General features: G+C 44.6%; 25 protein-coding genes and 6 tRNA genes. 7 read left to right on the forward strand and 24 right to left on the reverse strand.

The annotated features are described in order from the left end of the window. Position 1 precedes the first annotated feature (1 nt). Positions 2-592: a phosphoheptose isomerase gene (locus OCU60_RS14060; protein WP_074371828.1), complete on the forward strand. Its 591-nt coding sequence runs from the start codon at positions 2-4 to the stop codon at positions 590-592. Positions 593-595: 3 nt separating this feature from the next. After that, on the forward strand, positions 596-1,180 hold the full coding sequence (locus tag OCU60_RS14065; RefSeq protein ID WP_074371829.1) for a BON domain-containing protein: 585 nt from the start codon (positions 596-598) through the stop codon (positions 1,178-1,180). A 107-nt stretch (positions 1,181-1,287) separates the two neighbouring features. Here the strand turns inward: OCU60_RS14065 and sspB are convergent, their stop codons facing one another. The 5 genes from sspB to zapE all read right to left on the reverse strand — a co-directional run bounded on the left by sspB (position 1,288) and on the right by zapE (position 4,968). Then, on the reverse strand, positions 1,288-1,752 hold the full coding sequence (gene sspB / locus OCU60_RS14070; RefSeq protein WP_370738663.1) for a ClpXP protease specificity-enhancing factor: 465 nt from the start codon (positions 1,750-1,752) through the stop codon (positions 1,288-1,290). A gap of 30 nt (positions 1,753-1,782) precedes the next feature. Beyond that, positions 1,783-2,418, reverse strand: coding sequence for a stringent starvation protein SspA (sspA, locus tag OCU60_RS14075; protein WP_074371831.1), 636 nt, complete (start codon positions 2,416-2,418; stop codon positions 1,783-1,785). A gap of 381 nt (positions 2,419-2,799) precedes the next feature. Next, entirely contained in the window at positions 2,800-3,192 is a 393-nt protein-coding gene (gene rpsI / locus OCU60_RS14080; RefSeq protein ID WP_038183163.1) for a 30S ribosomal protein S9, read from the reverse strand. Positions 3,193-3,207: 15 nt separating this feature from the next. Beyond that, positions 3,208-3,636, reverse strand: a complete 429-nt coding sequence (gene rplM / locus OCU60_RS14085; RefSeq protein ID WP_074371832.1) for a 50S ribosomal protein L13 — start codon at positions 3,634-3,636, stop codon at positions 3,208-3,210. Between the two features lie 228 nt (positions 3,637-3,864). After that, the gene (gene zapE, locus OCU60_RS14090) at positions 3,865-4,968 is read right to left on the reverse strand and encodes a cell division protein ZapE (protein WP_074371937.1); all 1,104 of its coding nucleotides are present in this window, start codon (positions 4,966-4,968) and stop codon (positions 3,865-3,867) included. 150 nt (positions 4,969-5,118) lie between these two features. On the opposite strand from zapE, the gene zapG reads away from it, so the two are divergent. The 3 genes from zapG (at position 5,119) to degS (ending at position 8,222) form a co-directional block, all read left to right on the forward strand. After that, positions 5,119-5,562, forward strand: a complete 444-nt coding sequence (zapG, locus tag OCU60_RS14095) for a Z-ring associated protein ZapG (protein ID WP_074371833.1) — start codon at positions 5,119-5,121, stop codon at positions 5,560-5,562. A gap of 117 nt (positions 5,563-5,679) precedes the next feature. Beyond that, a complete protein-coding gene (locus OCU60_RS14100; RefSeq protein ID WP_074371834.1) occupies positions 5,680-7,047 on the forward strand; it encodes a DegQ family serine endoprotease in 1,368 nt (455 codons plus the stop codon). Positions 7,048-7,157: 110 nt separating this feature from the next. After that, on the forward strand, positions 7,158-8,222 hold the full coding sequence (gene degS / locus OCU60_RS14105) for an outer membrane-stress sensor serine endopeptidase DegS (RefSeq protein ID WP_074371835.1): 1,065 nt from the start codon (positions 7,158-7,160) through the stop codon (positions 8,220-8,222). Between the two features lie 92 nt (positions 8,223-8,314). Here degS and rplS read toward each other — a convergent pair whose 3' ends face one another. The 5 genes from rplS to ffh form a co-directional block, all read right to left on the reverse strand. After that, on the reverse strand, positions 8,315-8,668 hold the full coding sequence (rplS, locus tag OCU60_RS14110; RefSeq protein WP_074371836.1) for a 50S ribosomal protein L19: 354 nt from the start codon (positions 8,666-8,668) through the stop codon (positions 8,315-8,317). A 42-nt stretch (positions 8,669-8,710) separates the two neighbouring features. After that, positions 8,711-9,454: a tRNA (guanosine(37)-N1)-methyltransferase TrmD gene (trmD, locus tag OCU60_RS14115; protein ID WP_074371938.1), complete on the reverse strand. Its 744-nt coding sequence runs from the start codon at positions 9,452-9,454 to the stop codon at positions 8,711-8,713. A 25-nt stretch (positions 9,455-9,479) separates the two neighbouring features. Next, positions 9,480-10,034, reverse strand: a complete 555-nt coding sequence (gene rimM, locus OCU60_RS14120; protein ID WP_074371837.1) for a ribosome maturation factor RimM — start codon at positions 10,032-10,034, stop codon at positions 9,480-9,482. A 22-nt stretch (positions 10,035-10,056) separates the two neighbouring features. Beyond that, positions 10,057-10,305, reverse strand: coding sequence for a 30S ribosomal protein S16 (rpsP, locus tag OCU60_RS14125; RefSeq protein WP_074371838.1), 249 nt, complete (start codon positions 10,303-10,305; stop codon positions 10,057-10,059). Positions 10,306-10,482: 177 nt separating this feature from the next. Next, positions 10,483-11,850 carry a signal recognition particle protein gene (gene ffh / locus OCU60_RS14130; RefSeq protein ID WP_074371839.1) on the reverse strand — a complete coding sequence of 456 codons (1,368 nt, stop codon included), beginning with the start codon at positions 11,848-11,850 and terminating at the stop codon, positions 10,483-10,485. Positions 11,851-12,102: 252 nt separating this feature from the next. On the opposite strand from ffh, the gene OCU60_RS14135 reads away from it, so the two are divergent. Together OCU60_RS14135 and OCU60_RS14140 are read left to right on the forward strand one after the other, a co-directional pair. Continuing rightward, entirely contained in the window at positions 12,103-12,897 is a 795-nt protein-coding gene (locus tag OCU60_RS14135; protein WP_074371840.1) for a cytochrome C assembly family protein, read from the forward strand. Positions 12,898-12,979: 82 nt separating this feature from the next. Continuing rightward, complete coding sequence (locus OCU60_RS14140) at positions 12,980-14,254, forward strand: HlyC/CorC family transporter (RefSeq protein WP_074371841.1); 1,275 nt, start codon at positions 12,980-12,982, stop codon at positions 14,252-14,254. A 147-nt stretch (positions 14,255-14,401) separates the two neighbouring features. Here the strand turns inward: OCU60_RS14140 and luxS are convergent, their stop codons facing one another. The 14 genes from luxS to OCU60_RS14210 all read right to left on the reverse strand — a co-directional run bounded on the left by luxS (position 14,402) and on the right by OCU60_RS14210 (position 25,345). Continuing rightward, on the reverse strand, positions 14,402-14,920 hold the full coding sequence (gene luxS, locus OCU60_RS14145) for an S-ribosylhomocysteine lyase (protein WP_074371842.1): 519 nt from the start codon (positions 14,918-14,920) through the stop codon (positions 14,402-14,404). Positions 14,921-15,070: 150 nt separating this feature from the next. Beyond that, positions 15,071-16,672, reverse strand: a complete 1,602-nt coding sequence (gshA, locus tag OCU60_RS14150) for a glutamate--cysteine ligase (protein ID WP_074371843.1) — start codon at positions 16,670-16,672, stop codon at positions 15,071-15,073. Between the two features lie 98 nt (positions 16,673-16,770). Continuing rightward, a complete protein-coding gene (locus OCU60_RS14155) occupies positions 16,771-19,614 on the reverse strand; it encodes a M16 family metallopeptidase (RefSeq protein ID WP_074371844.1) in 2,844 nt (947 codons plus the stop codon). A gap of 9 nt (positions 19,615-19,623) precedes the next feature. Next, the gene (locus OCU60_RS14160; protein ID WP_074371845.1) at positions 19,624-20,085 is read right to left on the reverse strand and encodes a YqaA family protein; all 462 of its coding nucleotides are present in this window, start codon (positions 20,083-20,085) and stop codon (positions 19,624-19,626) included. Beyond that, complete coding sequence (locus OCU60_RS14165) at positions 20,079-21,029, reverse strand: NADP-dependent oxidoreductase (protein ID WP_074371846.1); 951 nt, start codon at positions 21,027-21,029, stop codon at positions 20,079-20,081. The genes OCU60_RS14160 and OCU60_RS14165 overlap by 7 nt, the downstream gene beginning before the upstream one ends. A 123-nt stretch (positions 21,030-21,152) precedes the next feature. Then, positions 21,153-22,283, reverse strand: a complete 1,131-nt coding sequence (locus OCU60_RS14170; protein ID WP_074371847.1) for a sodium ion-translocating decarboxylase subunit beta — start codon at positions 22,281-22,283, stop codon at positions 21,153-21,155. Between the two features lie 9 nt (positions 22,284-22,292). After that, positions 22,293-24,110 (reverse strand): sodium-extruding oxaloacetate decarboxylase subunit alpha, encoded by a 1,818-nt coding sequence (oadA, locus tag OCU60_RS14175; RefSeq protein ID WP_074371848.1) that lies wholly within the window; start codon positions 24,108-24,110, stop codon positions 22,293-22,295. A gap of 17 nt (positions 24,111-24,127) precedes the next feature. After that, the gene (locus OCU60_RS14180; RefSeq protein ID WP_074371849.1) at positions 24,128-24,388 is read right to left on the reverse strand and encodes an oxaloacetate decarboxylase subunit gamma; all 261 of its coding nucleotides are present in this window, start codon (positions 24,386-24,388) and stop codon (positions 24,128-24,130) included. 286 nt (positions 24,389-24,674) lie between these two features. Further along, positions 24,675-24,751: transfer RNA gene (locus OCU60_RS14185), tRNA-Arg, on the reverse strand. A 38-nt stretch (positions 24,752-24,789) separates the two neighbouring features. Beyond that, positions 24,790-24,866: transfer RNA gene (locus OCU60_RS14190), tRNA-Arg, on the reverse strand. Between the two features lie 41 nt (positions 24,867-24,907). Continuing rightward, positions 24,908-24,984, reverse strand: a tRNA-Arg gene (locus tag OCU60_RS14195). A 54-nt stretch (positions 24,985-25,038) separates the two neighbouring features. Continuing rightward, positions 25,039-25,131, reverse strand: a tRNA-Ser gene (locus OCU60_RS14200). Between the two features lie 17 nt (positions 25,132-25,148). After that, a tRNA-Arg gene (locus OCU60_RS14205) sits at positions 25,149-25,225 on the reverse strand. 27 nt (positions 25,226-25,252) lie between these two features. Further along, a tRNA-Ser gene (locus OCU60_RS14210) sits at positions 25,253-25,345 on the reverse strand. Positions 25,346-25,537 lie beyond the last annotated feature (192 nt).

A 25,537-nucleotide genomic window follows, 5' to 3' on the forward strand; every position in this document is an offset into this window, starting at 1 on the left:
GATGCTCGAAAGCATTAAAGCTAGTTTTACTGAAAGTATCCAAATTCAGATTGCTGCCGCTGAAGCATTACCAGATGCTATTACACATGCAGCACAGGCCATGGTTTCCAGTTTGCTTAATGGGAACAAGATCCTTTGTTGTGGTAACGGGGGCTCATCAGCAAACGCGCAACAGTTTGCGTCTTGCCTGCTCAACCGTTTCGAAACTGAGCGCCCTAGCCTACCGGCTATGGCCCTGACGGCAGACAACACAACGATGACTGCCGTTGCCAACGATTACCATTACCAAGAAATTTTTTCCAAACAGGTGCGAGCCTTTGGGCAAACAAACGACATCTTGTTGGCAATTTCAACCAGTGGTAATAGTAAAAATATTATCAAAGCCATGGAAGCAGCAGTCACCCGGGACATGACCATCATTGCCCTGACAGGGAAAGATGGTGGTGAAATGGCTGGCCTATTGGGAGAAAACGATGTAGAAATTCGCATTCCTTCTCTCCGGACTGCCCGTATTCATGAAGTCCACATGGTGACACTGCACTGCCTCTGTGACCTGATTGATCAAGTTTTATTTCCGCCCCATGAAGAGTAAATCATGAAAAATTTAACCATTCTGATTACGTTATCTCTTGCTGTCATGTTATCCGGATGTGTTGGGTTGTTTATTGCTGGTGCAGCAACAACAGCCGATATCGTCACGGATCCACGAACCACTCAAGAAATCTGGGATGACAATTACATTGAAGCTGAAATAACCGGCTTAATCAGAAAACCACCTTATCGTGGCAAGACCCGAATTGTATCCAACTCTTTCCGTGGTATCGTTGTGTTGATGGGTCAATCTCAAGATAACAATTTATTGAAATCATTAGAAAAAGACGTACGTCAAGTTAAGGGCGTTAAAGATGTTCATGATCAGGTTAGAATTCGTAAGCCCTTAAGTACATCGGACATCAGCCAAGATAGCTGGATCACCACAAAGGTTAAATCATCACTGCTAACAGACGATCAACTGAGCGGAGTGAAGATTAAAGTGATTACAGAAGATAAAGAAGTGTTCTTATTTGGCTATGTCACACCGGAACATGGCAACCATGCTGCAGAAGTAGCACGTAATATCTCTGGTGTGAAACGAGTGATTAAAGCATTTCAATATTCGCCCAGTCAGCAGAAACAATAATAAATACTGGGTGATAACAGCATCACCATCGTTATCATGATGACCGAAACAAAAAAAGCAGCAAAAGCTGCTTTTTTATTACGAATTTTGACCATTCTACTGTATGTCTATTTTACGACTCTCAAACTCGGTTTCCCGCGAGGTCGTGGAGGCTCATCATCAGGGGAAACGGTGTCATCCGTATCAGTCGTCTCTACGACATCAATGCTTTGCAGTTCTTCCTGCTCTTGTTCTTGAGCCTGTTCAAGTTGCTGAATGTATGAGTCTTCCGGTTCAAACATCGTCCCTGCACCATTTTCACGTGCATAGATCGCCTGAACAGCAAAAATAGGAACAATAACAGAATGAGGACGCCCGCCAAAACGAGCGTTAAACATAATTGCATCGTTACCTAGCTCTAGATTCCCGATAGCCCTTGGGGCTATGTTCAGAATGATCTGCCCATCCTGAATAAATTCGACAGGTACCCGAACGCCAGGCAGTGTTGCATCAACAACCAGATGAGGTGTCAAATCGTTCTCTAATAACCAGTCATAAAAGGCCCGAAGCATATACGGGCGCCGAGGCGTCATATTATCCATGAGTTATACATCCTACCCGAACTAACGAGATAAACGCATCTCACGCTCAGTTTCAGTTAAAGAAGCCAAGAATGAATCTCGTTCAAAAACACGGTTCATATATACTTTCAACTCTTTTGAACCCGGACCGATGAGCTCGATACCCAACACAGGCAAACGCCATAATAACGGCGCAAGGTAACAATCCACCAGACTAAATTCTTCACTCATGAAGTACTCAAACTCAGCAAACACTGGCGCTAATGTCAGTAAATCATTTTGTAACTTACTTCTTGCTGACTCAGCTTCGCTAACAGAACCATTTATAACTTTGTCAGCGAGTGAATACCAGTTCCGCTCAATACGATAAACCATCAAACGGCTATTACCGCGTGCTACAGGATAAACCGGCATCAGTGGTGGATGTGGAAAACGCTCATCCAGATATTCCATAATAATTTTTGAGTCATAAAGTGCAAGTTCACGATCGACAAGGGTCGGTACTGATTTATATGGATTTAACTCAATCAGTTCCGCAGGTAAGTTTGATTCATCAACTAACTCTACCTCGACACTCACACCTTTCTCAGCCAGAACAATTCTCACCTGATGACTATACATATCTGAGGCACTTGAAAATAAAGTCATCACAGAACGTTTATTGGCAGCAACAGCCATGGAATCCTCCAGCACACAATAATAATAAAAACAATGGAGGCAAGCCTCCATTGATAATTCAAAACCCTGACAAACAGCACGACATAATAGCATAATTCGTGTACATCACGCCAACACTCTTTCTTCAGAGAACAAAGAATCACCTAAGGATACTTATCTAAAAGATAATATGTCATACGCCTTGCTCAACCCTGCCCTCACCATCGATTACATGCGAGAGCCTGACGTGTCGAATATTCACCTCTCGGGAAGAGACTTAAACCAATAACACAATAAGTTCGATACTTCACTCTTTCAAACCGCTCGAATAGCGAATTCATAAACAACCGATATAAAAAAACCCGGCATATTGCCGGGTTTTCGAAACCACATAAAACGTAATTAACGTTTTGAAAACTGTGGACGACGACGTGCTTTACGTAGACCAACTTTCTTACGTTCAACGCGACGAGCGTCACGAGTAACGTAGCCAGCTGCACGTAGAGCAGGACGTAGAGACTCATCGTATTCCATCAGAGCACGAGTGATACCGTGACGAATAGCACCTGCCTGACCTGAAATACCGCCACCTTTAACAGTGATGTACAGATCAAGTTTGTCAGTCATCTCAACCAACTCAAGCGGTTGTTGAACAACCATACGAGCTGTAGGACGACCAAAGTATTCATCAAGGCTACGCTTGTTGATTACGATGTTACCGCTGCCTGGTTTAATAAAAACACGTGCAGCTGAGCTTTTGCGACGGCCAGTGCCGTAGTATTGATTCTCTGCCATTTCCGAAATCCCCAATTAGATGTCTAGTACTTTTGGTTGTTGAGCAGCATGGTTGTGCTCAGCGCCAGCGTAAACTTTCAGTTTACGGTACATAGCACGGCCTAGAGGACCACGTGGAAGCATACCTTTAACCGCTAGCTCGATAACCATCTCTGGTTTGTAGTCGATCAACTTATTAAAAGTGATAGACTTGAGGCCACCAGGGAACTCAGAGTGACGATAATAAGTCTTAGCTGCAGATTTATTACCTGTTACAGTCACTTTTTCTGCGTTAACAACGATGATGTAATCACCTGTATCAACGTGAGGCGTATATTCAGCTTTATGCTTGCCACGTAAGCGAGATGCAATTTCACTTGCCAGACGACCAAGAGTTTTACCCTCTGCGTCCACAACATACCAGTCGCGTTTTACAGTTTCTGGTTTAGCAACGAAAGTTTTCATGCTAATAATAACCCGTTATTTAAAATTTACACTTAAGGAGCAATTGCTCCCACTGTCTAGAGCCCAGTCATCACCCCTTCGAGTGGTTGGCACTCTCGGCCTGAATAAAAAAACAGACCTACAGTAACGGTGGGTCGCAGGATTATAGAGAAGTGCGAAAAAAAAATCATCTTTTTTCTGACAAAAATTTATTTTTTAATCCAATTCATTTAGAAGCTTGTTAAACGATTACGACAAGTGCTCTTTCAGCAAATATTCACGACTTTGCATCTCAATCAAACGAGACCGGCAACGCTGAAACTCAAATGCTAACTGCCCACCTTGATATAACGCATCCAAGGCTACTTCTGCTGAAATGATCAATTTAACATGACGCTCATAAAACTCGTCAACAAGGGCAATGAAACGCCGGGCGGCATCATCCAGCGTTGCATTCATCTGCTTCACATCAGCTAATAAAACGGTATGGTACAAACGAGACAATTCAATGTAGTCATTCTGACTTCTCATACTCTGGCATAACTGTGCAAATGTAGCGAACAACACACCATTTGCTGCTTTTAATACTGGTATCTGCCGATGGTTGACTTCAATACTAGACATAACATCCGAGTCATGGCTGATGAGTTGACGATAGTAACTCTCCAAACTGGTTCTTGATTGCTCATCATTCGGGAAATGGTAAATTTCTGCCTGTTCGAGCGTTCTCAACCGATAGTCAACGCCACTATCCACATTCATCACAAGACAATGCTCTTTGATTAACTCGATTGCAGGGAGGAAACGTGCTCGTTGTAAACCATTCCGATATAAATCGTCCGGTGGAATATTCGAGGTGGCAACCAAAATGATATTCCGAGCGAAAAGCGCCTGAAAAAGAGTCCCCAAAATCATAGCATCGGTAATATCTGAGACAAAAAACTCGTCAAAACAGATAATCTCGGTTTCCGCGCTAAACTTATCAGCAACCATTTCGAGTGGATCATTGACATGATGAAGTAGCTTCAGCTCTTCATGAACACGATACATAAAGCGGTGGAAATGCACTCTCATCTTTTTCTGAGTCGGGAGCGAATCATAAAAAGTATCCATCAGGTAAGTTTTCCCTCTCCCGACCCCACCCCAGAAATATAACCCTTTGGGGGGAACTGGACCCTGGACTTTTTTTCTGAGCAAACGAGTCAGCAACGAATCCCGTTCAACCGGCTTTTCCAGATAGGCGAGAAATCGATGATACAGTTCATCTAAAGCCTCGACAGCCACTAACTGGGCGTCATCTTTCTGAAAATTATTGTCTTTCAAATCCTGATCGTAACGTTGCCTAGGTGTCATAAATATCGAGTAAAATAAGAGGAGAGGAAAGTGTGCAGCGCAACACATGCTTTTTGCTTTATCAGCCAAGGAAGTCATAGTACCATGTCCTTTGAGCATGTGTAACCTTTTGGTAAAAAACATGTTAAATAACAACAATAAGGAGCGGTTATGCCTTGGATCTATACCATCATAGGTTTGCTGATTGGATGTGTCGTCGGTGTCGTGATCACTCGCCTGACAACCCCTCAATATAAAAACCAGAAGTCCGTACAAAAAGACTTGGATAATACGAAGTTTGAGCTGGAGCAACAACGGCAAGAGCTAATGGATCATTTTGCCCAAACCGCAGAGATGCTGGACACAATAGGCAAAGATTATACCAAGCTCTATCAACATTTAGCGAAAACATCTTCAGAGCTGATTCCGAATCTTCCTGAGCAAGATAATCCATTCATCAAAACAATCGCCAAACACCAAGAGGTTGAATCGCAAGAATCTCAGGATCAAAGCCTGCCGCCAAAAGACTACGCGTTGGGCGCTTCAGGCCAGCTAAGAAATGAAGAAAAACCGATCATCCACTCAAAAGATATTATTAACGCGCAACCAAATTAAAAATTTTTGTGAACTTTGCTAAGGTTTTTGAGTCTTAAAACACACTGACGCTGTTGAAAATTTTATATCAAGATATCAAATAGTTACAACAGGTGATTTCCAAAGAGGAGTTTTAAGATGAAAAAACCTTTGCTTGCATTAGCAACCCTATCATTATGCATGAGTTCGATCATCACCCCGCTACCAGCAGCGGCAGCTCTGCCTATTGCCGTTAACGGAGAGCAATTACCAAGCCTGGCGCCAATGCTTGAGCATGTGACACCAGCCGTCGTTTCTATCGCTGTTGAAGGGACACAAGTATCTCATCAACGCCTGCCAGAACAATTCCGTTTCTTCTTTGGCCCGAACTTTCCAACTGAACAGCTCCAGGAACGTCCTTTTAAAGCACTGGGTTCAGGGGTCATCATTAATGCAGACAAAGGGTATGTCGTCACCAACTACCATGTGATTAACGGTGCCGACAAAATCCGAGTAAAACTCTATGATGGTCGTGAATATAAAGCCGAACTCGTCGGTGGCGATAAAATGTCAGATATCGCGCTGATTAAATTGGATAAAGCGAAAAATCTCACTCAAATCAAACTCTCCGATTCAGACAAAATCCGGGTTGGTGATTTCGCAGTTGCGATTGGTAATCCATTCGGTCTGGGACAGACCGTCACTTCCGGCATTATCTCTGCTTTAGGTCGAAGCGGACTGAATATTGAAAACTTCGAAAACTTCATCCAAACCGATGCCGCAATTAATAGTGGTAACTCGGGTGGCGCACTGGTGAACCTAAAAGGCGAACTGATCGGGATTAACACTGCGATACTTGGCCCGAATGGCGGCAATGTGGGCATTGGTTTTGCGATTCCAGCCAACATGATGAAAAACCTGACGGATCAGATCCTCGAATACGGTGAAGTCAAACGTGGGATGCTTGGTGTTCAAGGTGGAGAAGTGACTTCAGAGCTGGCACAAGCGATGGGTTATGAATCGAGCAAAGGTGCTTTTATCAGTCAAGTCGTCCCGGATAGTGCCGCAGATAAAGCTGGGTTAAAAGCAGGTGACATCATTATCTCCATCAATGGTAAAAATATTGATTCTTTCTCTGAACTGCGTGCCAAAGTGGCGACACTCGGTGCAGGTAAGAAAGTGAAACTGGGTATCCTCAGAGATGGAAAAGAACAAACATTCGATGTCACACTAGGTAAACAGAATGAGACCAAAACTCAGGCTAAAGCCCTGTATGAAGGACTATCTGGCGCCGAGCTGTCTAACACGACTTCAAGCGACCCAATCCAAGGGGTCAAAGTGACTCATGTTGAAAAAGGGTCTCCAGCTGAAGGTTATCAGCTTCAAGAAGGCGATATCATTATCGGTCTGAACAGACAGCGTGTGAAAAATATTGCTGAGTTGAGAAAGGTTCTGGAGAAATCACCAAGTATTCTAGCTTTGAATATTCAGCGTGATGATCGCACCATCTACCTCGTCATTCGTTAATTCCATTCATTATTGGGCCTTTCTGATGAAAGGCCCATTTTCTATTGATTCAGAGAGTGCTATTCTTTCCACCCTATATACATGTTTATAATGGTTCTGTGGATTGAAATATGATAGCTAACTTACTTCGTTCTGTTGGAATTGGATTAGTGACCGCACTCGTCATCGTCATTTCTGTTCCTTCTTTGAGAAGCCATATTTTCCCACCGGCAAAGAACCCACAACCAACCAATATCAACTCGCTGCAAATTACTTTCAATCAAGCGGTGCGCAGAGCTGCACCGGCAGTGGTTAACATTTATAGCCGTAAATATGCTGCTAATGACCGCTCAAAGTTATCAACACAAGGTTTGGGCTCTGGCGTCATTGTCAGTGAAAAAGGCTATATAATCACCAATTACCACGTCATTGCTCAGGCCGATCAAGTGATCGTTGCACTTCAGGACGGCCGGGTTGCAGCAGCACAACTGGTCGGTAAAGACCGTCGTTCAGATATTGCCGTACTCCGGATTGAAGACTCGAACTTACCCGTTATTCCTCAAAATCCAAACTATTCGCCGCAGGTCGGAGATGTCGTCCTCGCGATTGGTAACCCCTATAACCTAGGTCAAACGACCACTTTCGGAATTATTTCGGCGACGGGGCGCTCTTCAATCAGCATTGATGGTCGACAAGCATTTATTCAAACGGATGCGGCGATCAACGAAGGTAACTCTGGTGGCGCTTTAGTCAATACCCAAGGTGAACTTGTCGGTATCAATACGGCTTCGTTTCAGCAAGCAACTGATCTGGAAACTTACGGTATCTCTTTTGCCATTCCCTATAAGCTTGCCAATAAGATTATGGAAAAAATCATTGCTGACGGACGCGTGATTCGAGGGTATATCGGGATTGACGGGCAGGATATCAGTTCGGTTGAATCTCGGCTTCTCGGGAATGAACATATCGGTGGGATCATTGTTCTCGGTGTCGATCCGAATGGGCCGGCAGCTTCAGCAGGCTTTAAGCCTCAAGATATCATTATAAAAATTGATGGTAAAAAAATTAACGGACGTCAAAGCGTCATGGATTTAGTGACCGATCTGCGTCCGGGGACAACCATTCATGTCGATGTCATCAGAAAAGGCAAAGAGATCACCATTCCAGTCACTGTCGCTGAAGATACTCGGGATTAGTTCAGTTCTCTGAATATCTCGTATCATGAGAAGACATAAAAAAACGGAGCCTGATGGCTCCGTTTTTTTGAGAACGCATGTCTGAGACAGCATTACTTCTTAGTAAGTTTCTCTTTAATACGAGCAGACTTACCAGAGCGTTCACGTAGATAGTACAACTTGGCACGACGTACTGCACCACGACGCTTAACTTCGATACTGTCAACAGCAGGAGAATGTGTTTGGAACGTACGCTCAACACCCTCACCGTTAGAAATTTTACGAACGGTAAATGCTGAGTGAAGACCACGGTTACGAACAGCGATTACAACACCTTCAAATGCCTGTAAACGCTCACGCTCACCTTCTTTAACCTTGACTTGCACAACGACAGTGTCGCCTGGTGCAAACTGAGGTAGGTCTTGTTTCATTTGCTCTTGCTCAAGAGCTTTGATGATATTACTCATTGTTAATTTTCCTAGAATAAACTGATACTCAATTAATTGAAGTTACTTAGCTTGATACTCTTGAATGAACTCAACTAGTAACTGTTCCTGTTCGTCAGTCAGAGCTAGGTTTTCCAGGAGCTCCGGTCTTCTTAGCCAAGTACGGCCTAGCGACTGTTTCAGTCGCCAACGACGAATGTCACGATGATTCCCCGATTTCAATACGGCGGGAATGTCTTTCCCATCCAATACTTCCGGGCGCGTATAATGTGGACAATCCAACAATCCATTAGCAAAAGAATCTTCTTCTGCTGATGCAAAATCCCCAAGAACACCGGGGACAAACCGAGCTGCTGCATCAATCATTGTCATTGCTGGCAATTCACCACCAGTCATAACAAAATCTCCGACAGACCACTCTTCATCGACTTCAGACTCAATAATACGCTCATCAACCCCTTCGTACCGACCGCAAATCAAAATTAAATTTTCATCTGCTGCCAGTTCTTCAACCCCACATTGATCGAGTTTTCGTCCCTGTGGAGAAAGGTATATAACTTTCGTCTTTCCGGGAGCGGATGCTTTGGCCGCATGGATGGCATCACGCAAAGGCTGCACCATCATGAGCATACCAGGCCCACCCCCATAGGGTTTATCGTCAACTGTACGATGTCTATCATGCGTAAAGTCTCTCGGATTCCAGACTTCAACTGATAGTAACCCTTTTTTTACCGCTTGACCTGTGACGCCATAATCAGTCACAGAACGAAACATTTCAGGAAAAAGGCTAATCACGCCAACCCACATCATTTTCTCGCTCTGTACCGTGGAATCAGAATCCAGGATCCCAGTCAACTTCGATCCGTTGAGCGGAGCGATCAATATTCTTAATCACTTGCTCTTCGAGGAACGGAATTAAACGTTCCTTTTGTCCAAAAGCATCTTTTAGATTCGCTTTCACAACCAAAACATCATTTGAGCCGGTTTCCATGAGGTCAATAACCTCACCCAGATGGTAGCCACCTGTGGTGAACACCTGCATCCCAAATAATTCTCGCCAGTAGAACTCATCTTCTGACAGTTCAGGTAATGAAGCAGAGTCGACTGAAATTTCAAAATTGGTTAAAAGATGGGAGTCTTCACGAACATCCAACCCTTCAAGCTTTATCACCATCCCTTTGTTATGGCGTTTCCAGCTTTCAACTTTGTACTCAATCCACTCTCCCTTATGGTTAATATACCAAGGACTATAATCAAAAATACTTTCCGGATTGTCTGTGAAGGAAAGAACCTTAAGCCAACCGCGGATGCCGTAAGTTGATCCAAACTTACCAACAACAATTTTACTTTTCGGTTCACTCATTTTGTCTTGACCTTCCATCGACATTTACTAGTCATCTACCAATAGATTAAGCCGCTTTTTGAGCGTCTTTTACTAGTTTTGCTACACGTTCAGACAGAGATGCACCTTGTCCAACCCAGTGGTTTACACGATCCAGATCAAGGCGAAGACCTTCTTCCTGACCAGATGCAGTCGGGTTGAAGAAGCCTACTTTCTCAATAAAACGACCAGTAGCAGCGTTGCGGCTATCCGCAACTACAATTTGATAAAATGGACGCTTTTTAGCGCCGTGACGTGCCAAACGAATGGTTACCATATCGTCCTCTTTGCTTGCTTATATAATAAAATTAACCCCAAGAACTGTTTTTCAGAACAGTCGATTGGGGTCTCGTGCCAATTTAAAGCCCCCGAATTTTACTCTTATTCAGAGTCATTGCAAGGGCTTTAGCTATTTTTTAGCCATTGTGCGTCAACATGTCGAAACTGCAGTAACTTACCGTCCAAATGGGTTAAAACCACCACCCATCATCCCCTGCATATTTCTCATCATGCCTTTCATGCCGCCTTTCTGCATTTTTTTCATCATTTTCTGCATTTGCGTAAACTGCTTCAGTAACCGATTCACATCTTGAACCTGAGTGCCGGAACCAGCAGCGATTCTCTTCTTCCGGGATCCTTTAATCACATCGGGATTCTGACGCTCTTTCATTGTCATCGAGCCGATAATCGCTTCCATCTGTTTGAACATCCGATCATCAACTTTATCTTTGATGCCATCTTTCATGTTTGCCATTCCGGGAAGTTTATCCAGCATTCCCATCATGCCACCCATATTTTGCATCTGCCCCAGCTGCTCCCGGAAGTCTTCCAAATCAAAGCCTTTTTTCTCTTTAAACTTTTGAGCAAGTTTCTGGGCTTTTTCCTGATCAACGTTACGCTGTAAATCTTCAATGAGAGAAAGCACATCCCCCATCCCCAAAATACGTGAGGCAACGCGATCAGGATGGAAGGGTTCTAAAGCATCGGTTTTCTCTCCGACACCCAAAAATTTGATTGGCTTTCCAGTCACATAACGAACAGATAGCGCGGCACCACCCCGAGCATCCCCATCAACTTTCGTTAAGACCACCCCCGTCAGAGGCAGCGCATCACCAAAAGCCTTGGCGGTATTTGCAGCATCCTGACCTGTCATTGCATCGACAACAAACAGCGTCTCAACAGGATTAACCGCACGATGAAGATCCTGAATTTCAGACATCATCTCTTCATCGATAGCTAAGCGCCCTGCCGTATCGACGATGAGAACGTCGTAAAACTGTTTCCGCGCCTGATCAATTGCAGCTAAAGCAATATCAATCGGTTTCTGGTCTGCACTTGAAGGAAAGAAGTCAACGCCAATATCACTTGCCAGTGTTTCCAATTGTTTGATTGCGGCAGGACGATAAACGTCTGCGGAAACAACCAAGACTTTTTTCTTATCTCGTTCTTTCAGTAGTTTCGACAGCTTACCGACACTGGTTGTTTTACCTGCACCTTGTAAGCCCGCCATCAAAACCACAGCCGGTGGCTGAGCGGCAAGGTTCAGCGCTTCATTTGAGGCCCCCATCACCGCTTCAAGTTCCGCTTGTACAATCTTGATGAATTCTTGCCCCGGCGTGAGCGATTTGGAGACTTCGACGCCAACGGCACCTTCTTTGACCCGCTTGACAAATTCACGGATAACAGGAAGTGCAACATCAGCCTCAAGCAGAGCCATCCGCACTTCTCTCAGGGTTTCTTTGATGTTTTCTTCGGTCAAACGACCTTTACCACTGATATTCTTCAGCGTCTTGGACAAACGATCAGTTAGATTCTCAAACATACTGCATCTCTTCGCGGTGCTGTGAATTTCTATAAATTAGGTCCGAGTATACCTTAGCCAAAGCAGATAGTCATATCTGTTCAGTCATCGATATTACTTCTCTGGCCTCGATATTCCAGCGAAATCGGCAACCACTCATTTCGGCTGTAAACGATTTGTTTTATGTCATTCAAAATTAAGTAGTCAACCGTGGCTCATTGACACTTAGCCATGTATAATTCATCTTCTTTACAATCTTTTTTGATGAGATATATGGATAAATTTATCGCAATAGTTGCTTCGCTTTTTTACTTTCTCGCTATTGCAACCATCATTCCGGGACTGGTCAATCAAACGGGCATCAAAGCAAAGGCCGTGTTGATTTTTGCTGCAACTGCGCTGCTATTACATGCGTGGTTACTCAGCGATCTGATCTTTCATCCTAACGGCCAGAATCTAAGTATTCTGAACGTGGGGTCTCTCATCAGTTTCATCATTGGCTTAGTGATGAGCGGTGCGATGCTAAAAACTCGGTTGTGGTTTATGCTGCCCGTCGTTTACTGTTTTGCGGCAATTAATTTGTCGGCAGCAGCAAGTCTCCCCGGAAACTTCATCACTCACATGGAAGATAACCTGCCGCTGCTAATTCACATTTTCCTGGCGCTGTTCTCTTATTCAACACTGACAATCGGTGCACTGTATGCGCTCCAATTAGCTTGGTTAGATCATAAACTGAAAACAAAAAAATCATTAGCGATTAATCCGAATCTCCCTCCTTTACTCCAAATAGAGAGACAACTATTCCGTATCATTCTGATCGGTAATCTGCTGTTAACTGGTACCTTAATCACCGGTTTTATCTTCATTGAAGAAATCTTTGCTCAAGGGAAAGCACACAAAGGAATCTTGTCGGTCATTGCCTGGATTGTGTATACCGTGCTTCTGTGGGGCCACTATCAGAAAGGATGGCGGGGAAGAAAGGTGACTTGGTTTGCGATTGCCGGGGCTTTCATTTTAACTCTGGCTTACTTCGGTAGCCGTTTTGTCCGAGAATTCATCTTACATTAACTTGTTGAAATACTTTATGGATTGACAGAAAAACAGCGTTCAGCCATAAAGATCACAACATCAATAAAGGAAGTCATTAATTTTGGACGACATATCAACTGGTGTCTTATTTACGCTACTTGCGTGTCTTATCATCATCTCAGGATATTTCTCCGGTTCAGAAACAGGCATGATGGCATTGAACCGCTATCGCCTGAAGCATCTGGCTAAAACGGGCCATAAAGGTGCAAAGCGTGTTGAAAAACTATTAAGCCGCCCAGACCGTCTGATTGGTCTGATTCTGATCGGCAATAACTTAGTCAATATTATCGCTTCCGCAATTGCTACGATTCTCGGAATGCGGCTAGGTGGCAACATGGGTGTTGCGATTGCAACCGGTATTTTGACACTGGTGATTTTGGTCTTTGCCGAAGTCACACCGAAAACACTCGCCGCACTCCACCCAGAAAAAGTTTCTTATATCAGTAGTTTGCTACTGATGATTCTCATGAAACTCCTGTCTCCACTGGTGTTCTTCGTCAATCTAATTACCAACGGATTTATTAAGCTGCTGGGTGTATCGGCACGACAAGGTGGTGGTGATCATCTCAGTTCGGAAGAGCTGAGAACCGTGGTTAATGAGGCGGGCGGGCTGATTCCGAAACGACATCAAGACATGCTGTTATCTATTCTTGATTTAGAGCACGTCACCGTAAACGATATCATGGTCCCTCGTAATGAAATTACCGGTATTAATATCAATGATGACTGGAAATCGATCGTCCGTCAGTTAACCCATTCACCTCATGGTCGAGTGGTTCTCTATCGGGATAAAATTGACGAAGTCGTGGGTATTTTAAAACTCAGAGACCCCTTCCGTCTGATGCTTGAGAAAAACGAGTTTAATAAAGAGATGTTACTTCGTGCCGCAGACGAGGTGTACTTCATTCCGGAATCGACGCCACTCAATGTGCAATTGCTGAAATTCCAGAGAAATAAAGAACGGATTGGACTGATTGTTGATGAATATGGCGACATCAATGGCCTCGTCACGCTTGAAGATATTCTTGAAGAAATCGTTGGCGAGTTTACGACCTCGATTTCTCCAAGCCTTGCGGATGAAATAACACCGCAAAGTGATGGTAGTTTCTTAATAGAAGGCAGCGCCAACATTCGGGATATCAACAAAAGCCTGAAATGGAAATTACCAACCAACGGACCAAGAACCTTAAATGGTTTAATTCTGGAGCATCTGGAAGATATACCTCAAACTCAACTCAGTCTCAATGTTGCCCAACATGCGATGGAAATTATTGATATTGAAGAAAATAGAATTAAGCTCGTCAAGGTTTTTCCGGATCAAGCCAAAAAGTCGTAACGCATTATTTTTATAACAGATCATTGATAACTGATCATTGGTGATGGCTTTAACTTCAGTATTTAGAATCAACTGACACACCCGTTAAAAGTAAAAAAGCTTGGCACAGAGCCAAGCTTTTTTGTGAACATGAGCTGTCAGGAACAATCAGTCCACTTTCAGTTCCTGAAGCATTGATTCCGGTAGCGCCAGATCATCATTCTGATTCACGCGAATACCACTTGAAATCACAGTTTTGGCAATGTCTTTCGCCTCACCCAGAGAGTGCATCGCTGCAGTTCCGCATTGATAAATGTTTAATTCCGGAATTTTGTTCTGGTCTTCAACCTTCAGTACATCCTGCATTGCGGCTAACCAAGCATCAGCAACTCGCTGCTCAGAAGGTGCACCGATTAAGCTCATGTAGAAGCCAGTCCGACATCCCATCGGGGAAATATCAACAATTTCAACACCGTTACCATTGAGATGAGCTCTCATAAAGCCCGCAAATAAGTGTTCTAATGTATGAATACCTTTCTCGGAAAGGATATCTTGATTCGGTATGGTAAAGCGTAAATCAAACACCGTAATCGTATCGCCTTTCGGGGTATTCATTGTTTTAGCAACACGGACGGCTGGGGCATTCATACGTGTATGATCCACCGTAAAACTATCTAATAATGGCATAATAACAATTCTCCATTTCGACTGATTCGAACAATCAGCATCAATTGTATCTCGTTGGTCGTACGACGTTATCTCAAATAACCGTCACTAAACTTTGATGTTTAGGCACGAGTCATTACAGCGACAACCCGACATCTGTGTTCCCAGTGATCATTCACATGCAGCCTGGGCCGGCTGTTCTTCCTGAGTATCCAAATAAGAAAAATACTGCTGCAAAAATGCATCGAAGTCACAACGATCATTTTGTTCAATCTGATCTTGCTCCATCATAGAACGAGTGACTTCTTCTTCCATCAATTTTTGCGAGTAATACTGATAATTATGTGCCAGATGATACTGACGATAAACGCCACCAAGCGCTCTGCCTGTTTTCCCTAATCCACCAGACTGCTTAATCTGTTCCAAGAACTGTCCGGATAATGTATTTTCCGGCAGATCAATACAACGAGATAATTGTTCGCAAACATCCTGATAAGCGTGATCACCCGCGGCTTGATCCATCCATTCAGCGACGAGCTTTAACTCACCGAAAACCCGCTTCGCCCAAGCTTGTAAAGTCAGCACTTCACCATGACACCCGATTTGCAGCTCTAATCCGGGCTTTCTTCCTTCCAGAATGACTTTTTGCCAGTTTTCTCTCCAACAACTTAACTCACAGTCATCCATCGGTTCTGAGTCCGATAATGCCGCCCAAGTCAGGAAAAGATCTAAGAAACGTATTTGAGTTTCAGTAATGCCTATCGGACTAAATGGATTAACATCCAATGAACGCACTTCAATGTATTCAATGCCTCGATTAGCCAATGCTTCAGAAGGCTTTTCGCCACTTTGAGTCACTCGCTTGGGTCGAATCGGGGCATATAATTCGTTTTCGATTTGAAGCACATTACTATTCAGCTGATTGTACTCATCATTGACTTTCACACCAATCTGAGCAAATTCTTCCGATGGAGAATGAATCGCCTGACGAAGCCCTTCAAGATACTGTTCGAGGCTATTAAAACCGATTTTGAGAGTACTCTGAGCACTATTGGTATAACCTAAATCACTCAGTCGTAACGAGGTTGCATGTGGCAGAAATAACGTTTCACCAATATTTTCAAAAGGCAGCGACGTTTCACGCCCTTTAATAAATGATGAACATAATGCTGGCGATGCACCAAACAGATAAGGAAGTAACCAGCCGAACCGGTAGTAGTTTCGAATCACGCCCAGATAAGCTTCTGACTTTGAGGCGCAGCGTTCACTGTCAGACTGCGTACCGTATATAGCATCCCAAAAGGATTCCGGAAAAGAGAAATTAAAATGAACCCCGGAAATAATCTGCATCAGGCTGCCGTAACGATTCTTTAATCCCTGACGATACAGCGTTTTCATCTTACCGATGTTCGACGTCCCATATTTTGCGAGTTGAATATTCTCTTCATCGCCGACATAGCAAGGCATTGACATTGGCCATAGCCCCTCGTCACCGATTGTGACCTGCGCAAAACGATGGATGTCGGATAGTTGCTGAACCAAAGTCGAAATATCCTGACTCACCGGTGTAATAAACTCAAGCAACTGCTCTGCAAAATCTGTCGTAATAAACTGGTTTGTTAATGCAGCACCCAATGCTTCCGGGTGTGGTGTCTGTACTAACTGTCCATCCTTGGTATATCGTAACGTCTCTCGCTCAACACCCCGATTAAAAGCGTTGACGATACCCGGTTGTTGAGCAACCAACTTTAGTCGTGTGGCAAAATTAGTCAAAATATTATTCGCTTCTTGTAAGTTTGTCGTACCCAGTCAGAAAATCCCAAGACACACCGACAGTATAATAAGCTTCTCGTATAGTCTTTATGTGTACTCTAGTGGACGATTTCAAGATCTTCCATCGGGATTTTTAACTTTTCTAACTGCGGTTTTAGGGTCTTCATGTCACCCACAACAATAATCTGATAATCCTTCGGATTGAACCATTTTTTTGCCAGTTGATCCAATACATCTCGATCGACAGTCGCAACAATCTGATTTCTCTGCTGAAGATAATCATGGTCCAAACTATAGGCCATAATACCATTGAGCAGTTGAGACTTCTGTGACGGTGTCTCATAAGACAATGCATCCTGCTGCCCAACAGCAAGTCGCATAAAATGCACCTCTTCCGGCGTCATCCCCGATTGACTGTAACGTTTCATTTCACGCTGCATTTCCCGAATCGCATTCACTGTTGCATCATTGCGAACCGAGGCACTATAGACGATGACACCAATTTCCCGGTTTCCCGCCAGCGTGCTACTCACGCCATAGGTATAACCTTTGTCCTCTCTCAGGTTCTGATTCATTCGGCTGTTAAAGTTCCCAGCCAAATTAAAATTCGCCAATTGGGTCAGGAATTGCTCCCCCGTCGCATCAAACGGTAATCCCTGACGGACATAACGAACAATACTTTGCAAAGCGCCGGGCTTGTCAACAAGATAGATTTTCTGCCCATGCAGCTCAGGAACAATTTGGGGATCCAATAAAGGCGCATCATCGCCTTTCCATGCCGATAAAGAAGCAACTGATTTAATCGCTTCTTGCTTGGAGATATCACCAACGACAGCAATCTGAGTACCATGAGGGGTATAGTGCTGACGATAAAAAGACTTCACGTCATCTAAAGTGATTGCAGCAAGCGACGTTTCCGTTCCCTCACTGATACGTGAAAACAACGAATCACCGAACAACACTTGCTGAGTAGCTTGTGAAGCAAGCCAGCTCAACTTTTGATGTTGATAAATCGCACCTTGAATCATTTGGTTTCGAATCCGCTTAAAGTCTGACACGGCAAACTTAGGCTGGAATAGCATCTCATCAACAATTGCCAGTGTTCGGGCCAAATTCTTACTCAAACTCGATATGGTAATACGCGTGGTATAAGTTTGAGTATCAACAGATATCACGGAGCCGAGCTTATCCAGCTCAGATTGTATTTGCTCCGCTGAGTGAGTCAGACTACCTTCCGATAATAGCAGAGCCGTTAATTCAGCCAGTCCCTCTTTTCCCTGAGGAACAAAGCGATTTCCTGCCGGTAAATTAATGCTCACCAAGACCGTCGGTGTTTCTGTCGTGACCGTCCCCATCAGCGCAATACCATTTTCATAATATGCGCTATAGAGCTTCGGCATGTGCAACGTCACAGGACCCAATGTAGAGGGAATCACCGAGCGGTCAAAAGAGTCGCTAACGGTCCGAAGTGCCAGAGCCTGATCATTAATATGACGAGGGGCGGCACTAATATGCTTTGGTGCGACAAAGTTTTCAGGTCTGACCGCCAGATTATTTTTTCCTTGAGGTACCACACTTAAAGTCACTTTATGATGGTGAACAATAAATTGCCGCAACACATGCTGCACCGACACAGAAGAAACCATGTCCAGATCATCCAGCTCCTGCTGCAACCGATCCGGTTGCCCGTAGAATGTTTGGTTGCTGGCTAACTGAGCAACCTTACCTTTAACACTTTCCAAGGCAAAAACGGCATTGGCTTTTGCCATCCCTTTAATTTCATCCAGTCGTTCCTGTGCAATGCCTTGTTTTTCAAGCTTTCTGACAATATTGAGTAGTTTCTGAGATAATTGTTGCAAATCATGCTGCTTGTCTGATGCTGCCATCGCATAAACATAGAATGTACAGGCAAGCTCACCACACTTCTGAAAAGCACCGGCACTTAACGCTTGCTGAGTTTTGACCAGTGACTGATAAAGTAAACTATTATTCCCATCACCAAGCACCTGAGCCAGAACATCAAGTGAAGCTTGGCTTTTTGCCCCTTTATATTCCGCCGGCCATCCAATCACAACCATCGGTTGCCGGATACGATCTTCCATCGTGACATATCGGTCACTCGACAACGTGACTGGACGTTTTGGGGGCGCTTTCACCTCTGGTCCTTTAGGAATCGAACCAAAATACTTTTCGACCCAAGCGAGTGTCCGTTCAGTATTGATATCCCCCCCAATCGTCAAAACAGCATTATTCGGGCCATACCAACGGAGAAAGAATGCTTTTAAATCATTGACATCAACATGATCCAAATCCTGAACATATCCGATCGTCTGCCATGAATAGGGATGATCCTGAGGAAACATTGCTTCCCCCATTTTTTCCCACATCAAGCCATAGGGACGATTATCATAATTCTGAGCCCGCTCGTTTTTAACCGTATCGCGCTGAATTTCGAATTTTCGTTGAGAGACCGCGTCCAACAAAAAGCCCATCCGGTCAGACTCAAGCCAAAGCACTTTTTCAAGCTGGTTAGCCGGCACCGTTTCATAATAATTAGTGCGGTCCTGATTTGTAGATCCATTCAAAGAGCCACCCGCTTCGGTAATCAACTTAAAATGCTGTTGATCCTTCACATGCTTTGAGCCTTGAAACATCATATGTTCAAAAAAATGAGCAAACCCAGTTCTTCCCTGAGACTCTCTGGCTGAACCGACATGATAAGTGACATCGACATGCACTAATGGATCAGAGTGATCCGGAGACAAAATAACCGTCAGGCCATTGGCTAATTTATATTTAGAATACGGAATTTGTACTTTACCGGGTTGAGGCAATTGCTGATCAACCAAAGTAACACCTTGAGGAAGAGCATCAGAATCACGAGCGGAAGAACAACCGGAAAGAACAGCCAGACAGAGAAGGCACAGCAATAGCTTTCTCATCTTATCTCCTTAAAACAAACCATAAAATAACGCTGCCAATATGGCATATCGAATCGCTTTACCAATCAGGATCAAAAACATAGAAGGAAGAAAACGCATTCGAAGCCAGCCAGCGGCAATACACATTGCATCACCAATCACAGGTAACCAACTAAATAACAAAGCCCAGTAGCCATATTGTCTTAACCAAGCTAAAGACTTCTGACCACGTTTATTCTCTTGAGTTCTGTTCGGAAGCCATATACCGATGCCATAATTAACCATACCACCAAGCGTATTGCCCAAAGTAGCGATCGCAATAATCGTGAAAGTCGGATATTGATGAAGATTGAGGGTCGCAATTAAAGCAGCTTCAGAACCGCCCGGTAGAATGGTAGCACTCAGGAATCCGCCCATAAATAGCACCCAAAGCGCTGATTCCTGCAAAGAAAATCCGAATCCTGAAATAAATGCTTCCAAGAATTCTAACATTGCATATCAAGCAAAATTTTGCCTCGGGTATGACCGGTTGCAACTTGGCGATGCGCTTCTTGCACCTCATGCAGCGGATAAATATGCTGAATTTCTGTTTTCAGTAAGCCGACCCCGACCATATAGAGCATGGTATCAAGTTGTTCCGGCTCCGGATCGACCAGCATTCCCATCGCATTAAAGCCGAGTAACTTGGCTTTTTCACAAATCATCTCAGCCGTCACCGTCGGTACTGTAACAACGGTTGCCTGATCTCTTAGACATTTCAAGGCATCCAATGCAACCTGCCCGCCGACCAGATCGATCAATACATCAACATCTTCCAGTCGTTCAGATACTGGTGCAAAGTTATAATTAATTGCGTGCGCACCCAGCGTTGCCAGATAATCAAGATTCTCTTCACTACAAGTGGTGTAAACTTCCGCTTTGGCAGCCACGGCTATCTGGACAGCTAAATGCCCGACCCCGCCAGCTCCGGCAAGAATCAAAACTCGCTCGCCTTCTTTCACCTGTGCTTTATTTAATGCCTGAACCGCCGTCTGGCCCGCCAATGGCAATACCGCAGCGGCTTCCAGCGTGACCGAAGGTGGCACATAGCTTAATTCACTTTCAGGTACACAGACGTACTGACTGTAGCCACCGCCTTTCAAGGGAAAACCAATAAAGCCAGCGACAAAATCACTCACCTGAAACCGTTCAGCATCTTGACCACATCGAATCACGGTCCCGGAAATATCATAACCGGGCACCCATGGCAGTTGATCTTTATTCTGATCGGCAGCCCACCCCAAACCGGATCGGGTTTTTACATCGATTGGATTGATACCAGCAAAAGCAACTTTGACCAAAACTTCTCCGGCTTCGGGTTCTGGTATCGAATTGGATTGAATCACCAATACGTCTTCGTCACCAAACTGGGTTATCGCAATTTGCTTGTTATCCATATCCAAACTTCCTTTACCTATTCATATCGATGTAAAAATCAAAGGAACACCCTAGGGTATTCCTTTGAATATATATCATTTTACCCTGTATCGTGAACAACTGACGGTAAATTTGCAGAAAAATTAACCGACTAGCGCTAAAAGAATCCCCGCAGCAACCGCAGATCCTAAAACGCCAGCCACATTGGGGCCCATTGCGTGCATCAGTAGAAAATTCTGCGGGTTTGCCTGCAATCCGACCTTATTCACCACCCGAGCGGCCATCGGTACAGCGGAGACACCCGCCGCACCAATCAGCGGATTAATACTTTCTTTAGACAGCTTATTCAATAACTTAGCCATCAATACGCCACCGGCAGTCCCGATACTAAATGCCACCGCACCCAATGCCAGAATACCTAATGTTTCAAGATTTAAGAATTTATCGGACTGTAATTTAGAGCCGACCCCTAATCCAAGGAATATGGTCACAATATTAATCAGCTCATTCTGAGCGGTTTTCGATAAACGCTCGACAACCCCAACTTCCCGCATAAGATTGCCGAGACAAAACATGCCAACTAAAGGCGTGGCTGATGGCAACAAGAGGATCGTCATCAATAACACCAGCATCGGGAAGAAAATTTTCTCTAGCCTGCCAACATAGCGCAATTGTGCCATTTGTATTTGCCGCTCTGCCGGTGTTGTCAGCGCTTTCATGATTGGTGGCTGAATAATTGGTACTAACGCCATATAGCTATATGCTGCAACGGCAATCGCCCCTAATAAATCAGGCGATAAACGACTCGCCAGAAATATCGCTGTCGGCCCATCAGCCCCACCAATAATTGCGATTGACGAAGCATCCGCCATGGAGAATTCCATCCCCGGAACCAAATTGAGCAAAATCGCCCCAATCAAAGTGGCAAAAATCCCCAATTGGGCTGCGGCCCCCAGCCATAACGTCTTCGGGTTCGCAATCAACGCCCCAAAATCAGTCATAGCGCCGACCCCCATAAAGATCAACAGCGGAAATACACCAGACTCAATACCGACATGATAGATATAATAAAGTAATCCGCCCGGCTCGGTAAAACCAGCGTTGGGAATATTGGCTAAAATGGCGCCAAAGCCAATCGGTAATAGCAGTAAGGGTTCAAACCCTTTGGCAACCGCTAAAAATAGCAACAGACATCCGACAAGAATCATGCAAATCTGACCAAATTCAAAATTTGCAATACCAGTCTCCGTCCATAAGGTTAGTAATCCGTCCATGAGTCACCCTTATGCCAAACTGAATAGCGGTGAACCGACATGCACCGAGTCACCTTCTTTCACCAGAACGTCCTGCACAGTGCCATTTTTAGCAGCGCGAACCTCTGTTTCCATTTTCATCGCTTCTAATACAATCAGCACATCGCCTTCATTCACGGGGTGACCGGGCAAAGCATTCACTTTAAAAATCGTTCCCGCCAAAGGCGCAGCAATCACCTCAGCCTCGCCTTTCGAGACCGTCTCGGTCGGTTGTGCTGCCGCATTCGAGGCGGATGCCACAGACGTTAACTGCCCTTGCGGACCAACTTCAACCGCATAGACTTGACCATCGACTTTCACACTATAAGATTCGACACCTTTATTGTCAGAAACAGTGTTGTTGGAGACAGTACCATCAGAGCCAGCTCCAGGCGCAGCTTTAACTGCTGTCGCATCTTCAACGGTAGGTAGAGGTTCGAACGCGTCAGGGTTATTTCTATTTTTGAGGAACTTGAGTCCAACCTGCGGGAAAAGAGCATACGTCAGCACATCATCAACAACTGACTCAGCCAAGTTGATACCTTCCGCTTTTGCTTTCTCAGTCAGCTCATCGGTGAGTCTCGCCATTTCAGGCTCAATCAAGTCCGCCGGGCGACAAGTAATTGGCTGCTGACCGTCGAGTACTCGCGCCTGAAGTTCAGCATTGACAGGAGCCGGTGCAGCGCCATACTCCCCTTTCAAAACCCCGCCGGTTTCTTTGGTAATACTCTTATAACGCTCACCCATCAGCACGTTAATCACAGCCTGAGTCCCGACGATTTGTGATGTTGGTGTCACCAGTGGGATATAACCAAGATCATGACGAACTTTCGGAATTTCAGCCAAAACTTCATCAATACGATCGGCCGCACCTTGATCCTTTAGCTGACCTTCCATATTGGTTAGCATGCCACCGGGTACCTGAGCGATCAGAATACGAGAATCGACCCCTTTAAGCTGTCCTTCCCATTTCGCATATTTCTTACGAACATCACGAAAATAAGCAGCAATGGGTTCTAACTGATCCAGAGAAAGCCCGGTATCCCGCTCACTTTTCTCTAACATGGCAACAACCGTTTCCGTCGGTGTGTGTCCATATGTCTGACTCATCGATGAAATCGCTGTATCTAAAATATCGACTCCCGCTTCAACAGCTTTAATTGCTGTTGCTGTCGATAACCCCGTGGTCGCATGGCAATGCAATGCTAACGGCACATCACAGGCCTGCTTAATTCTACGGATTAACGTTTCAGCTTCATAAGGTTTCAACAATCCTGACATGTCTTTGATACACAAAGAGTGACAGCCAAGATCTTCCAGACGCTTCGCCAAATCAACCCACATATCGATATTATGAACAGGGCTTGTGGTGTAAGAAAGCGTACCTTGCGCATGAGCGCCGACATCAATTGTCGATTGAACCGCTTTCTTGAAGTTACGCACATCGTTCATCGCATCAAAGATTCGAAAGACATCCATCCCATTTCGATGTGCACGTGCCACGAACTTTTCAACGACATCATCTCCGTAATGACGATATCCCAATAAATTCTGACCACGCAACAGCATCTGCATCGGGGTTTTCGGCATCGCTTGCTTCAACGTTCTGAGCCGCTCCCATGGATCTTCTCCCAGAAAGCGAATACAAGAATCGAACGTTGCACCTCCCCAAGTTTCTAAAGACCAATAACCAACCTGATCAAGCGCTGAAGCGATAGGTAACATATCTTCAATACGCATCCGCGTCGCAAACAAAGACTGATGCGCATCACGGAGAACGACATCAGTAAGTGCCAATGGTTTAGACATACAACACTCCTATTATACTATTTATGTTTGGCTGATGAGCGATATTGGTGTACAGCGGCTGAAATAGCAGCAACAACCTGAGGGCTAACATCCGTTGAATGGGTAAGCGTCTGTGGAGACTGACTGACGTTAGGCGGTAGTGGTGGTGTCTCTTGAGGAACAATCTTGGACATCAGACTGACTAGATAGACCATAATCGTCAGAAACGCGAAGACAACCAGCATTCCTGTCATCATTAGGGTAGCAGCTTCTGATAATAAGCTTCCTATATGACTCATTCTATTTCCTTTTCATCGATTCCCTGAGTCGGGCATTTGTTAAATATCCGTATCAACAAACTTAAAACGGGTTTCTCTCAAATCCTGATAGATCTCATTTCACCATACATATGGTCGAGATCCCGTATATCACATCAAAAATTCAATGCAAACAGTATCGAATAAAGTTTATGCAAATGCTGGGATAAAGATAAGAAAAGGAATAAATCAAGGCAGCAATACTGTGAGTAAGCTATCAAAAAATAAAAGAATAATCGAAAAACAGAGAGGAAGAAAAATAAGGAAATGGCGCGCTCGGAAGGATTCGAACCTTCGACCGCCTGGTTCGTAGCCAGGTACTCTATCCAGCTGAGCTACGAGCGCGCTGATGAAATGCATCATTGATCAAAAAATTGAAGTAATGGCGCGCTCGGAAGGATTCGAACCTTCGACCGCCTGGTTCGTAGCCAGGTACTCTATCCAGCTGAGCTACGAGCGCACTGTTAAATCAATTTACTGATATTGCCGTCAACATTAAAGTGGCGCGCTCGGAAGGATTCGAACCTTCGACCGCCTGGTTCGTAGCCAGGTACTCTATCCAGCTGAGCTACGAGCGCGCAATACTTCAATATTTACTGCTGTGTTCCATATTCACGAATAATTCGTGCTTATGGCGGTGAGGGAGGGATTCGAACCCTCGATACGGCTACAAACCGTATACTCCCTTAGCAGGGGAGCGCCTTCAGCCTCTCGGCCACCTCACCACAACACAATCACAAAGTGGCGCGCTCGGAAGGATTCGAACCTTCGACCGCCTGGTTCGTAGCCAGGTACTCTATCCAGCTGAGCTACGAGCGCGCAATACTTCATGTATCAAGCAAGACATGGCGGTGAGGGAGGGATTCGAACCCTCGATACGGCTATAAACCGTATACTCCCTTAGCAGGGGAGCGCCTTCAGCCTCTCGGCCACCTCACCGTCTTGCGGAGGCACATATTACGATTTACCAAAAATATGTCAAACATTTTCTTGGAAAAAATGGTAAAAAGCGCATTAAGCGTTGGGTATTTAATCAATGTGAAATAAATTGATTCTTTTATCGCCAGACGAGACACTGCTCGCCTTAAGTTACCAATCTATCGATTTGTGACTCGAATCATCAACATGATA

It is taken from the genome of Vibrio spartinae (assembly GCF_024347135.1).
Taxonomy (GTDB): Bacteria; Pseudomonadota; Gammaproteobacteria; order Enterobacterales; family Vibrionaceae; genus Vibrio; species Vibrio spartinae.